The organism is Pseudoduganella flava, assembly GCF_007830495.1.
Taxonomy (GTDB): Bacteria; Pseudomonadota; Gammaproteobacteria; order Burkholderiales; family Burkholderiaceae_D; genus Rugamonas; species Rugamonas flava.
This window is the reverse complement of the sequence record NZ_VLKW01000010.1, coordinates 94,779-108,225: the sequence shown is the minus strand read 5'-3', so window position 1 is coordinate 108,225 and position 13,447 is coordinate 94,779. Positions and strand designations below refer to the sequence as shown.

The 13,447-nt window shown below is 67.7% G+C and carries 8 protein-coding genes (1 of these 8 running past the window's edge); all 8 read left to right on the top strand.

Annotated elements, in window-relative coordinates; all coding sequences use genetic code 11:
* The first annotated feature begins 4 nt into the window (after nt 1-4).
* Tightly spaced (at most 57 nt apart), the 8 genes in view from IP92_RS22620 to IP92_RS22585 form a layout consistent with a single transcriptional unit that may run on beyond the window.
* On the top strand, nt 5-2,611 hold the full coding sequence (locus IP92_RS22620) for an efflux RND transporter permease subunit (protein ID WP_145879460.1): 2,607 nt from the start codon (nt 5-7) through the stop codon (nt 2,609-2,611).
* 57 nt (nt 2,612-2,668) lie between these two features.
* A complete protein-coding gene (locus tag IP92_RS22615) occupies nt 2,669-3,568 on the top strand; it encodes an outer membrane lipoprotein-sorting protein (protein WP_145879458.1) in 900 nt (299 codons plus the stop codon).
* The gene (locus IP92_RS22610) at nt 3,568-4,974 is read left to right on the top strand and encodes a DUF1302 family protein (protein WP_145879456.1); all 1,407 of its coding nucleotides are present in this window, start codon (nt 3,568-3,570) and stop codon (nt 4,972-4,974) included. The genes IP92_RS22615 and IP92_RS22610 overlap by 1 nt, the downstream gene beginning before the upstream one ends.
* A 16-nt stretch (nt 4,975-4,990) precedes the next feature.
* Nucleotides 4,991-6,262, top strand: a complete 1,272-nt coding sequence (locus IP92_RS22605; protein ID WP_145879454.1) for a GMC family oxidoreductase N-terminal domain-containing protein — start codon at nt 4,991-4,993, stop codon at nt 6,260-6,262.
* Nucleotides 6,263-6,300: 38 nt separating this feature from the next.
* Complete coding sequence (locus IP92_RS22600) at nt 6,301-7,071, top strand: SRPBCC family protein (RefSeq protein WP_145879452.1); 771 nt, start codon at nt 6,301-6,303, stop codon at nt 7,069-7,071.
* A complete protein-coding gene (locus IP92_RS22595; protein WP_145879450.1) occupies nt 7,068-7,808 on the top strand; it encodes an SRPBCC family protein in 741 nt (246 codons plus the stop codon). The genes IP92_RS22600 and IP92_RS22595 overlap by 4 nt, the downstream gene beginning before the upstream one ends.
* A gap of 37 nt (nt 7,809-7,845) precedes the next feature.
* Nucleotides 7,846-8,127 (top strand): acyl carrier protein, encoded by a 282-nt coding sequence (locus IP92_RS22590; protein WP_158206629.1) that lies wholly within the window; start codon nt 7,846-7,848, stop codon nt 8,125-8,127.
* A gap of 40 nt (nt 8,128-8,167) precedes the next feature.
* Nucleotides 8,168-13,447 carry the 5' portion of an SDR family NAD(P)-dependent oxidoreductase gene (locus tag IP92_RS22585; RefSeq protein ID WP_145879445.1) on the top strand. 9,900 nt of this gene lie beyond the right edge of the window, so the window shows 5,280 of its 15,180 coding nt (coding positions 1-5,280); its start codon is at nt 8,168-8,170; its stop codon lies beyond the right edge, outside the window.

Below are 13,447 nucleotides of genomic sequence, written 5' to 3'. Positions count from 1 at the left end.
GACAGTGAAAGCACACCTTAATCGCGCCGGGCAGGCGTTGATGCATTATTTCGACTCGGTGCCCGACCGGGTGCTGGCCAGGAAGTGGCTGGTCTGGCTGCTCGTGATCGGTATCACGGCCTTTGCCATCGCGGGCCTGGGCCGGATCCGCTTCGACATGACGATCGAAGGCTGGTTCGCCGACGACGACCCGACGATCGTGTCGATGGACGCATTCCGCGCCCGCTTCGGCAGCGACGATCACCTGTATATCGTGTACCGGGCCAAGGACGGCGACGTGTTCTCGGCGCAGTCGCTGGCGGCGGCGCGGGCGTTGCGGCGCGACCTGACGGAGCGCATGCTGCAGGCCGACGCCCATTCGCCGTTGAAGCGCATCGTCAAGATCACGACGCTCGACAACGCCCCGGTCCTGAAGGTGGAGGACGATGCGCTGGTCAGCCGCAACCTGGTACCGCCGAAGATCCCCGACGGCAAGGAGGAACTGCTGGCGATCGCCCGCACGGCGCACTCGCAGCGCTCGCTGCCGCAACAGTACTTCTCGCGCGATCATCGCTACGGCGGCATCCTTGTCGAGACGAACTTCGGGGCGATCCCTGTCGACTTCGAGGCGCGCGCCAGCCAAAGCATGGGTACCGGCGCGGGCAAGCTGGACATGGACAGCCTGAGCATGGCCTATGACGGCAAGGCCCAGGCGGGGCGCGTGAAATTCCAGCCGACCGACCTGGGGCAGTACCTGGACTTCATCAACGCCGTCAAGGTCACGCTGGCCAAGCCGGAATTCGCCAGCCGGTTCGACTTCCACCCGGTCGGCAACCCCGCGTCCACCGAATACAACATGCAGATGCTGCAGGAGATGGGGGCGCTGTACATGGCCATGCTGGCGATCATGGTCGCCGTGCTGTGGTTCCTGTTCCGCTCCTTCAGCGGCGTGCTGTGGCCGGCGTTGACCGTGGTGCTGGGCGCCGTCTGGACGATCGGCATCGCCAGCTGGCTGGGCGTCACGTTCACCGCCTTCCTGATCCTCACGGTGGCGATGATCCTCGTCGTCGGCATCGCCGATTCGATCCACATCCTGTCCGGTTACGAGTACTTCCGCAACCAGGGCCAGGACCACCGCACTGCGCTGCGCTCGTCCTATCATTCGTCCGCCAACGCGTGCTTCCTGACGGCCGTCACCAGCGCGGTGGGCATGCTGTCCGTGCTGTTCACGCCGATCGTGCCGATCCAGGTATTCGGTGCCACGACGGCGGCCGGCATCTTCGTCACTTTCCTGTTCAGCATCTTCGCGCTGCCGGCGATGGTGGACCTGTGGTGGGCACGGCGCCGCCCGGCCGCGCAGGGAGACCGGCCGCGCAAGGGAGCCGCGCTGGCCGGCCTGGCCGGGCGGTTCGTGCCGAACGTGGGCGTGCTGGTGCAGCGGGCGTTGACGCACGTGTTTCCGTTCGTGCTGAAGTACCGCTACCCGATCGCCGTGTTCTGGGCCGTGGTGCTGGCTATCTGCGTGGTCGGCATGGCGCAGCTGCGCATCGATACGGACGCCAGGTCGATGTTCCCCCGCGAAGCGAAGATCCGCGGCGACATGGACATCGCGGACCGCACGATGCTGGGCTCGCAGTCGCTGAAGGTGTACTTCGACCTGGGCCAGGAATACGCGCTGCACGATCCGTATGTGCTGAACCGGATCGACGCGCTGCAGCGCACGATCGAAACCCGCTACCAGAAATATGTGGTGCGCACGCTGTCGCTGGTCGACGTGGCGAAGAGCTCCTACAAGGCGCTGAACGAGGACCGGCCGGACATGTACGTGGTGCCGCCAACTCGTGCCGCGCTGGCCAACACGTTCTTCATGTTCGACAACTCGAACCCGTCCGAACGCCGCAAGATGGTCTCGGACGACTACAGCAAGGCACACATCGACGTGGCGTTGCGCAATGGCGGTTCCTATGAATACACCCGCGTGTTCCAGGCCATGCAGCGCGACATCGACGCGGCCACCGCCGACCTCAAAAAGCGCTACCCGGATGCGAAGGCTTCCGTGACGGGGCTCTTCACGCTGATGATGCAGGGCTCCGACTACCTGTCGTGGACGTCGCTGTCGGAGTTCTTCTGGTCAATCGTGACGATCAGCGTGATCCTGCTGCTGATCTTCGGTTCGCTGAAGGCCGGCATCGTGTCGGTCGCCGCGAACGCCGTGCCGGTGATGCTGACGTTCGGCCTGATGGGCCTGTTCGGCGTGCCGCTCGACTTCAACACGGTGCTGATCGCACCGATAGTGCTGGGCATGGCGGTGGACGACACGATTCACTTCATCAGCCACTACCGGCACGAGGTGGCGCGCGACGGCGACATGCACCGGGCCCTGCGCGACACGCTCCGCGAAGCCGGCCAGGCCGTCACCTACACGGCGATGATCCTGGCACTGGGCCTGGGCGTGCTGGCCCTGTCGTCCAGCCCCGGCAATGCCAACGTCGGCATCTACGGCGCGCTGGCCGTGCTGGTCGGCTGGCTGTGCGAACTGCTGCTGACCCCCTCGGTGATCCTGATTCTCGGCTTGAAGTTCGAGGGCAAGCATGAACCCGCGGCGGGACCGGCCCACGAACTGGCCGCCTGACGATACGCGCGGGCGCTGCCGCCCGCATTTTCCAGACTTACCAGCAAGAGGAACACCATGAACATCCGTACCATCATCCTGGCCGCGGCGGGTTGCGCGCTGGCCGCACCGGCCCTGGCGACCACCGAATCAATGAACGCGCAGCAGGTCGCGCAGAAGTACGACGACGAACTGCGCCACGACGCCGTGACCGCGAAGCTGAAGCTGAGCACCTGCGGCTACAAGGTCGAACAGGCGCAGATGCGCTGCACGGAACGCCCGCGCGAGCGCGTCGTCGAGAACGTGGCGAAGTCGTATGGCCGCGACATTCGCTCGATGGGCGTGCTGGCCGAACCGATCGGCGACCGTGGCATCGGCATGCTCGGCTGGGAATACTGGGACAAGGACAAGGTCAACGACTACTGGATGTACCTGCCCGCGCTGGGCAAGGTCAAGCGCGTGCTGTCGGTGAAGGACAGCGCCGACAGCGGCAGCTACTTCGGCACCGAGTTCTACATGGAAGACCTGGAAGAACCGCGGCTGGAGGAATACGACATCAAGCTGCTGCGCGAGGAGAAGGTGCGCGTGCTGGAAGCAGGCAAGGGCTATGTCGAGGTGCCCGCCTATGTGCTGGAATGGGTGCCCGTCGGGCGCAAGAAGGAAACCAGCAACTACGCGCGCTCGCTGACGTGGATCGACAAGGACCGCTTCGTGCTGCTACGCGGCGAGTACTACGACCATGACGGCCGCCTGAACAAGGTGCGCACCGTGAAGAACCTGCAGCAGGTGAACCACAAATGGCTACCGCGCCAGGTCACGATGGACAACCTGCTGACACGCCGCGTCAGCGTGATGGACCGGCAGGCGATCGCGCTGAACATCCCCGTCGAGGACGAATACCTGTCGCAGCGTGCGCTGACCGACCAGGCGTTCCGCGAACGCTACCTCGTCAAGTACCGCTCGTTCTGGAAAGAGTGATGGCCAAGCTGTTCGCACCGGTTGCGTATAGGTTGGCCCAGAGCGTGGCCCTGGGCGTAGCGCTGGCGACGCCGCAAGCGCTGGCCCAGGTCCAGCCGCAGCCGCCGCAGCCCGTGAGTCCGGCCCCGCAGCCGCAGCCGCAGGCGGCGGACGAGGTGATGGGGATCTCCGGCGACGACGTGCGCCCGGCCGCGCCGGGTGCCGACAAGCCGGTACAGGACGAGGGCCGCTCCGGCCTCGTGCCGGGCGCGCGCTTCGGCATCCGCCACGAGCTGGCCGCCCGGATCCGCGAGCCGCACAGCTTGCCGAACAACCGCACCTCGCTGCGCGTCGAGTACGAGAAGTACTTCCTCGACAATTACTACGTGCAGCTCGATGCGCTGGAAACGCACTACTGGCCGGGCGACCACCGCGCCAACGCGCGCGGCGAGACGTTCCAGGAAAGCACGGTGCGTTCGGCCTTCCTGCAGTACAGCAAGGGCAAGACCAGCGTCAAGGTCGGCCGCCAGATCCTCGTGTGGGGCGAGTCCGATGCGGGCGCGATCACCGACGTGATCAGCCCCCGCAACCTGTCCGAACTGTTCTTCGTCTCGCTGGAGGAATCGCGGCTGTCGCAATTCATGGCGACTGTCGACCAGTTCACGCCGGTCGGGGACTTCAGCTTCTTCTACGTGCCGCGGGCCCGCTTCAACAAGCTGCCGGAAAAGGGCACCGCGTATGCGCTGGACCTGACCGGCGGCCTGCCGCAGGAGCGTGCACCGCACGACAACCTGCGCGAATACGGCATGCGCTGGAAGAAGACGTTCGGCAGCAGCGACGTGGCCGTGATGGCGGCGCGGCTGTGGGACAACGACTATGCGTTCGAGGTCGATCGCACGCGTGCGCCGCCGACGTTCGTCGCGACGCCGCAGCGCTTCGACATGCTCGGCATGTCGTTCAACCTGGCCACCGAGAAGGTGCTGTACTCGGGCGAGATCGCCAGGAAGTCGCCGCGCGCGTTCCTGAACCCGGCGACGCTGCAAACGCAGCGCAAGGACCAGCTGGATACGTCGCTGCGCGCCGAGTACACACTGGGGAATGCCGGCAACCACGCCGTCAGCCTGGAAGCGGTGAACCGCCGCGTGCTGGGCTGGGAGCCGGGCATGGCGACAACCCGGAGCAGCAATATGTTCGTGCTGGGCTGGCGCAACAACTTCATCAACGACAACCTGACGGCGAACTGGCTGACCGTCTACAACCAGACCCACACGAGCTTCCAGCACTCGCTGTTCCTGACCTACAAGGTGAACGGCCGGGTCAGCGTCAGCCTCGATACCTTCTACCTGAAGGTGAAGGACAGGAACAGCGAACTGTGGCCCTATCGCGGCCAGAACGCCGCCGTGCTCCGCCTGCTGTACCAGTTCTAACCCAACCCGAGAGAACATGAAAGATCATCCCGAATACGACGCGATCGTCGTCGGTTCCGGCACGGCCGGCGCCATGCTTGCACGCGAATGGAGCAGACAAAACAAGCGCGTGCTGCTGCTGGAACGGGGCGGCGATGCGCCGCTGCGCGAGAGCGTGACGGGCTTTGCCTCCGTCATCGACCAGGTCAAGGTCGGCCGCAAGCTGGCCACCGTCCGCGCGCTCACCAAGGGCGGCTCCACGGGCCTGTACTTCGGCGTCGTCAACGCGCCGCCGCTGGACGTGTTCAACGCGCTCGGCATCGACCTGGCATCGGACGTGGACGCGCTGCGCCGCGAACTGCCGATCGCACCGCTGCCGGACGCGCTGCTGGGCGAGCAGGCCTTGCGGCTTCGCGACGGCGCCGTCGCGCTGGGCCACGCGTGGCACAAGCACGACATGCTGGTGGACCAGTCGCGCTGCGATGGCGGCTACAGCCACGGCGCGCTGTGGCGCGCACGCAGCTATGTGGACGACGCGGTGGCGCAGGGCACGCGGCTCGTGACGCGCGCCACCGTACAGCGCGTGCTGATCGAGAACGGCGCCGCCATCGGCGTCGAGTACCGCGAGCGCCGCCACATGTTCTCGAACGTCGTGCACCGCGCGTATGCGGGCAAGGTGGTGCTGGCGGCCGGCGAGCTGGCCACGCCGGCGCTGCTGCGCGCCTGCGGCGTCGATGGCGTGGGCCGGCATGGCTTCTACGTCAACCCCGGCTACGCGATCTATGGCCTGGTACCCGGCATGCAGGGGCGCGACAATTTCGTCGGCAGCATGGGCTGCCAGCTCGACGACGGCATCGAGCTGGGCGACGCCAATATCTGCCGCTTCCTCTACAAGATGATGATGCCGGCGAAGCTGAAGTTCCGCCATGCCGTCGCCTATCCGCAGGCGATCGCGATCGGCGTCAAGGTCAAGGATGGGCTGGGCGGCGAATTGCGCGCCGACGGTGGCCTGCACAAGGAACTGTCCGAGGCCGATTTCGCGAAGCTGAAGAAGGGCGAGGAAGAAGCGCTGCGGATCCTGCGCCAGGCCGGCGCGCAGCACATCTTCAACTTCGGCCTGTCGTGCGCCGGCCGGGTCGGCGGGCTGCTGCGGATCGGCGAACACGTCGACGCGCGCATGGAAAGCCCGGTGCGCAACCTGCACGTGTGCGACGGCTCGATCATTCCGGACGAGATGCGCGGCACGCCCACGCTGACGGTCCTCGCGATGGCCAGGTATCTGGCCCGGCAACTGGCGCCGGCGCTGTAAGCGCGCGCTTCCCCCTTTGTACCAACCAGGAGAACCCCATGACGGCTACAACGATGCAACCGGCGGCGCAGGACGCCGTCCCCGAGGCGGCGGCGCCCGCCGCCTCCCGATCGCGGCGCGTGCTGCGGGCCGCCGGCTACGGCGTGGCCGGCCTCGTGGTCGCGTTCCACGCGGCCAATGTGCTGTGGAAGATGTCCGGCTCCGGCAAGTGGGAGCTGGAGTTCGAGCGCGACGGCGTGCAGGTCTATTCGCTGAAGGCGCCCGGTGCCGAGAACAAGCAGTTCAAGGCCGTCACGCGGGCCGGCTACACGTTGAACCAGCTGGTCGGCGGCTTGATCGAGAACGCCACGCCGCAGAACTGCCGCGACAACATCCCCGGCTGCCTCGGCATGCAGGTGGTGGTGCCGTGGAGCGCGAAGACGATGTCGGACACGGTGCTGTGGCGCCTCGGCCTGCCCGGGCCGTTCGCGCCGCGCGAGATGATCCTGCGCTCGCAGGTGGTGCAGGACCCGCGCACGCGCGCCGTCACCGTCAACATCCTCGCCGCACCGAACGCGCTGCCGCGCAATCCCGGCACCGTGCGCGTCACGCACCTGCAGAACCGCTGGGTGTACAAGCCGGTCGGCTATGGCAAGGTCGAGATCGAGTTCCTGCAGGACATCGACATCGGCGGCATGTTCCCGACGATCCTGCTGAACCTGGGCGGCGCCGAGCAGACCTGGCAGTTCATCCACGACCAGCTGCCGAAACTGCTGAACACGGACAAGCTGCGCACGATCCGCTACGACTTTATCAAGGAGGCCGCATGAACGCGACGACGTGGAAGAAATTCGGGCGCCGTACGCTGGTGATCGCGGCGGCGCTGATCGCCGGCGGTTATGCGGCCAGCGCGGCATGGAAGCTGTCGGGCTCCGAACAGTGGAAGCTGGAGATCGACCGCGATGGCGTGCAGGTGTGGTCGTACAAGGAGCCGGGCCGTTCGACGAAGCTGTTCAAGGCGGTCACGCACGGCCACTACACGCAAAGTCAGCTGGTGGCATCGCTGATGCTCGACAACGACAGCCTGCAGAACTGCAAGGACTGGATCCCCGTGTGCACCAAGCTGACCGTGCTGGAGCCGTACAACGACAAGGCGCAGGGCGATGCCGTGCTGTGGACGCTGGAACTGATGCCGCCCGTGTTCGCGAACCGCGAATACGTGATCAAGTCGCACGCCGCGCAAGACCCGCAAACGAAGATCGTTTCGGTGGACATCATGGCCGCGGCCAACAAGATCCCGCTGCACGAGTGCTGCGTGCGCATCACGCACATCCACAACCGCTGGCAGGTCAGCCCGGCGCGTAACGGCCAGGTCGAGATCGCGCTGGTGCAGGACTTCGGCATGGGCGGCTTCTTCCCCGACGTGCTGCTCAACCTCGGCAACGCGGAGCAGACGTGGACGATGTTCCACGACAAGCTGCCCGGCCTGTTGAACAAGCCGAAGTACCGCAATGCCCGTTTCGACTACATCGACGAAGCGGCGGCCGCACCGTTGGTTAGCCGCTGAACCGCACACTTCAACACAGGAGAACGACATGTTACAGGTGGATATCCAACACGCGGTCGAAAAGGCGATCCGCGACGTGGCCGACGAATGGGACCTGGCCCTGCCGCCGCTGCGGCCGGACAGCGAACTGGTCGACGAACTGGGCTTCTCGTCGATGACGGTGGTGTCGCTGACGATGAACCTGGAAGAGGAACTCGGTGTCGACCCGTTCGCCGACCGCAGCGTGATGTTGACGGCCATGCGCACGATCCAGGACCTGTGCGACGTCTACGGCCGCGCTCTGGCCGCCGCCGCCCCGGCATCGGCCGCCAGCATCTGAGCACATCACCCTTACCGCGCAAGTTTTTCGAGAGATCAGCATGAACAGCATGAACGACGATGTGGCCGTCATCGGCATGTCCGGCAAATTCCCCGGTGCGAACAGCGTGCCGGAATTCTGGGACAACCTCTGCGCGAGAAAGGACTGCGTCCGCGACCTGACGGACGACGAATTGCGGGCCGCCGGCGTGCCCGAACGGGACATCGCCGACCCGGATTACGTGAAGGCGGCGGCGGCGCTGGACGGCGTCGACCTGTTCGACGCGGGCTTCTTCAAGGTCGCGCCGCTCGAGGCCGAGCTGATGGACCCGCAACTGCGGCTGCTGTTGCAATGCGCGTGGGAGACGCTGGAGGATGCGGGCCATGCGAGCGGCGAGGCGCAGCGGATCGGCGTGTTCGCCGGCGCCGGGGGACTGCCGACCAGCTATTACTCGAGCTATGCGAACCTGCATGAGCGCTTCCCGCGGATGACGGCCAGCGCCGCGCAACTCGTCAACGACAAGGATTTCCTCGCCACGTTCCTGTCGTACAAGCTGAATCTGACGGGGCCCAGCATGACGGTGCAGACGGCGTGCTCCACGTCGCTGGTCGCGCTGCACCAGGCGCGCCTGGCCGTGCTGGCCGGCGAATGCGACATGGCGCTGGCCGGCGGCGTGTCGGTGCGCGTGCCGGACCTGCACGGCTATCACTACCAGGATGGCTTCATCTATTCGCGCAGGGGCCGCATCCGCAGCTTCGATGCGGATGCCGACGGCGTGGTGTTCGGCAGCGGCATGGGCCTGGTACTGATCCGCCGGTTCGCCGATGCGGTCGCCGCCGGCGACCATATCTACGCGGTGATCAAGGGCTCGGCGATCCTGAACGACGGCAAGGGCAAGATGAGCTATGCGGCCAGCAGCGCGGCGGGCCAGATCGCCTGCGTGCGGACGGCGCTCGACAAGGCGGGCGTCGACGCGGCATCGATCGGCTTCGTCGAAGCGCACGGCACGGGCACGCGGATGGGCGACCCGGAGGAAGTGAAGGCGCTGTCCGCCGCATTCGGCGCGGCGCCGGCCGGCCGGCCCTGGTGCGCGCTGGGCGCTGTCAAGGCGAATGTCGGCCATCTGGAGGCGGCCGCCGGCATCGTCGGCTTCATCAAGGCGGCGCTGGCCATCGAGAAGGGCGTGGTCCCGCCGCTGGCGCACTACACGGCGCCGAACCCCCGCATCGATTTCGCCGGCACGCCATTTTTCGTGAACACGGCCGTGCAGGCATGGGAGACCGGCGAGGCGCCGCGCCGCGCGGCCGTCAACAGCCTGGGGATCGGCGGCACCAATGCGTTCGTGATCCTGGAAAATCACGTGCCGGTACCCGCCGCCGCGCCTGCGGGCCTCGTCATCGTGCCACTGTCCGCCCGCACCCACGAAGCGCTGCGCGCTGGCGTGGACCGGCTGGCACGCTTCCTGGACGGTTGCGCCGCGCGCGACGAAGCGGTCGATCTCGATGCGCTGGCCTGGACCTTGCAGACGGGCCGCGTGGCGATGGAAGTGCGCACCGCGTTCGTGGCCGAGTCGACGGACGCGCTGCGCCAGGCACTGGCCGCGTGGCTGGCCGGGGAGCCGGCGGCGCTGCCGGACAACGATGCGGGCCGGCTGGCTGCCGCATGGGCAGCCGGGGGGCAAGCGGACTGGCAGGCGCTGCGCGGCGACCGGCCGGGCCGGCGCATCAGCCTGCCGACCTACGCGTTCGCGCGCGAACGCCACTGGATCGACGGCGCCGTGGCCACCAGCGCGGCGGCGCTGCATCCGCTGCTGCACGAGAATACGTCCGACCTGCGCGAGCACAAATACTCGTCGACGTTCGGCGGCGACGAGTTCTTCCTGAAGGATCACCAGGTGCGCCTGGGTGCCGGCGGCGCGCCGGAGAAGGTGCTGCCGGCGGTGGCCTACCTGGAGATGGCGCGCGCCGCATGCGAACGGGCGCTGCCCGCCGGTACGTCGTTCGAACTGCGCGATGTGACGTGGCTTCACCCGCTGACGGTGTCCGGCCCCACGCTGGCGCACGTGGCGCTGGTTCCGGAAGAAGACAGCGGGCAGGCCGGTGAGACGCTGCGTTTCGAGGTGTTCAGCTCCGACGAGCGGATTCACTGCCAGGGCGCGTTCGTACCGGTCGCCCCCACCGGCGATGCGGCACTGGACCTGGACCGCCTGCGCGCCGCAATGACGCGTGGTGCGCTCACCGGTGCGCGGGTTTATGAAGCGTATGCGGCGATGGGCCTGGCGTATGGCCCGGCCAAGCGCGCCGTCGCGGGCATCGAGCTGGGCGACGGCGAATTGCTGGCTCGCCTGAAACTGCCGGCGAAGGTGAAGGATACGCGCGGCGACTACGTGCTGCATCCGAGCCTGATGGATGGCGTGCTGCAGGCGGCCACCGTGCTGATGTTCGATCCGGCCAGTCCGCCGGCCCGGCCGATCGTGCCGTTCGCGCTGGCCAGCCTGCGCGTGCATGCGCCGTGCGGCGGCGAGCTGTACGTTTGGGCGCGCCGCGCGGAGGGCGGCGGCATCGACGTCGACGTGGTGGACACCGCCGGGCAACCGTGCGCGCGGCTGCGCGGCTACACGCCGCGCGCGCTGGGCGGCAATGCCGTCGACAGCCTGATCGCCACGCGGGTGTGGGAAGCGCAGGCGGCGGCAGGGGCAACTGAAGCGGCGCCGGTGACGGAACGGCACGTGCTGCTGTGCGGCTTGCCGCAGGTGGATGCCACGGCGCTGGGCGGCCATTGCACCATGCTGAACGTGGACGGCGCCGATGCGGCCGAGCGCTACACGGCCGCCACGCTGGCGTGCATCGAGCGGCTGCAGGCCATCGTGCGCGCCAAGCCGCAGGGCCAGGTGCTCGTGCGGCTGGTGGCGGCGGACGATGCGCAGCATGCGCTGCTGGCCGGGCTGTCCGGCCTTCTGAAGACGGCGCAGCTGGAACACTCGTGGCTGACAGGCCAGGTCGTGCTGGTCGACGCGGACATCGATACGGCGCAACTGGCGGCATTGCTGCAAGCGGACGACGGGCACGCTGCCCTGGTGCGTCATCGTCGCGGTACCCGTGAGGTGGCACGCTGGCGTGAAACCGCGCGGGGGTACGACCATTGCCCGCTGAAGGATCGCGGCGTGTATCTGATCACCGGCGGCCTCGGTGGCCTGGGCATGCTGTTCGCGCGGGCCATCGTCGAACGCTGCCCGGCGGCGACGATCGTACTGACGGGCCGCAACCCGGCCGGCGCGGCGCCGGCGGCTTTGCAGGCATTGCGTGACGGCGGCGCCACGGTCGAGTACCGGCAGATGGATCTGGACGATGCCGCAGCTGTCGCGCGCGTGCTGGCGGAAGTGGTGGCCGAGTTCGGCCAGATGAACGGCATTGTGCACAGCGCCGGCATGACGGCCGACAGCTTCCTGCTGAACAAGGATGCCGGCACGGCGGCCCGCGTGCTGGCGCCAAAGGTGATGGGCACCGTCAACCTCGACCAGGCCAGCCGCGCGATCGACCTGGATTTCTTGGTGCTGTTCTCGTCGTTGGCGGCTGCGCTGGGCAACCTGGGGCAGGGCGACTACGCCGCCGCCAACGGCTTCCTCGACGAGTTCGCGGTGCATCGCAATGCGCTGGTGCGGGCCGGCGAGCGCCGTGGCACGACGGTGGCCATCCAGTGGCCGCTGTGGCGCGATGGCGGCATGCAGTCCGACGGCGCGACGCGCGAGCGGCTGTTCGACGCGACCGGCACCGTGCCGATGCGCACGGAGACGGGTATGCAGGCCTTCTTCCGCCTGCTGGGCGCGGGGCTGGACGGCGCGCTGGTGATGGAAGGCGACGGCGATGCGATGCGCCGCCGCCTGGCGTCCGGCCACGCGCTGGGCGACACCGGTGCGCAACAAACCGCGCCGGCGGGCGACCTGGAACTGGCCGGCATCGCCGAGGCGCTGCTGTGCCGCCAGCTGGCCGCACTGCTGAAACTGCGGCCGGAACAGGTCGATCCGCGCGCCGCGCTGGAAGACTACGGCATCGACTCGATCCTGGCGCTGGACCTCACCCGGCAGCTGGAAGCGACGTTCGGTGCGCTGCCGAAAACGCTGTTCTTCGAATACCTGACGATCCGCGAGCTGGCCGGCTACTTCGCCCGCCACCATGGCGCCGTGCTGGCCGGACAGGGCGCTGCACCGCGCATGGCAGCCCGCCCCGTGGCACCCGCAGTTGGCCCGGCCCGCGTCACGAGCATCCGCGGCCGCAAGCCTGCCGCTGGTGCGCAGCTCGCCGCCGAGCCGATCGCGATCGTTGGTTTGGCCGGCCGCTATCCCGGCGGGCCGGACGTCGATGCGTTCTGGCGCAATCTGCGTGACGGCAAGGATTGCATCGTCGAAGTGCCGCGCGAGCGCTGGGATTGGCGCGAGTACTACAGCGAGGACCGCGCCGCCAAGGGCGCCCACTTCAGCAAATGGGGCGGCTTCATCGACGGTGTCGATGAATTCGATGCGCGCTTCTTCAACGTGTCGCCCGTCGAGGCGGAACTGATCGACCCGCAGGAGCGGCTGTTCCTGCAGCATGCATGGCTGGCGATCGAGGATGCCGGCTACAGCCGCGCCGCGCTGCAAATCCCCAATGCAGACGGCTTGCCAGCCCAGGTGGGCGTCTACGCCGGCGTGATGTACGGCGAATACCAGCTGCTCGGCGCCGAGGCCAGCTTGCAGGGCAAGCGCACCGCGTTCGCCGCCAACCCGGCCAGCATCGCCAACCGCGTGTCGTATGTGCTGAACCTGCACGGCCCCAGCATGGTCGTGGACACGATGTGCTCGTCGTCGCTGACGGCGATCCACCTCGCTTGCCAGGACCTGAAGCTGGGCCGCACCGGCATGGCGATCGCTGGCGGCGTCAACGTGACGATCCACCCGAACAAATACCTGATGCTGTCGGCCGGCCAGTTCATCTCCGGCGACGGCCATTGCCAGAGCTTCGGCGAAGGGGGCGACGGCTACATTCCCGGCGAAGGTGTCGGCGTCGTCGTGCTGAAGCGCCTGTCCGATGCGCAGCGCGACGGCAACCATATCTACGGCGTGATCCGCGGCAGTGCGCTGAGCCACGGCGGCAAGACGAACGGCTACACGGTGCCCAACCCCCAGGCGCAGGCCGCCGCGGTGCGGCAGGCGCTGGCCGAGGCGCGCGTCGATCCCCGCCACGTCAGCTACGTGGAGGCGCACGGCACCGGCACGAAGCTGGGCGACCCGATCGAGATCGCCGCGTTGACCGGCGTGATCCGCGAACGCACCGCCGACACGGGTTATTGCCTGATCGGTTCGGCG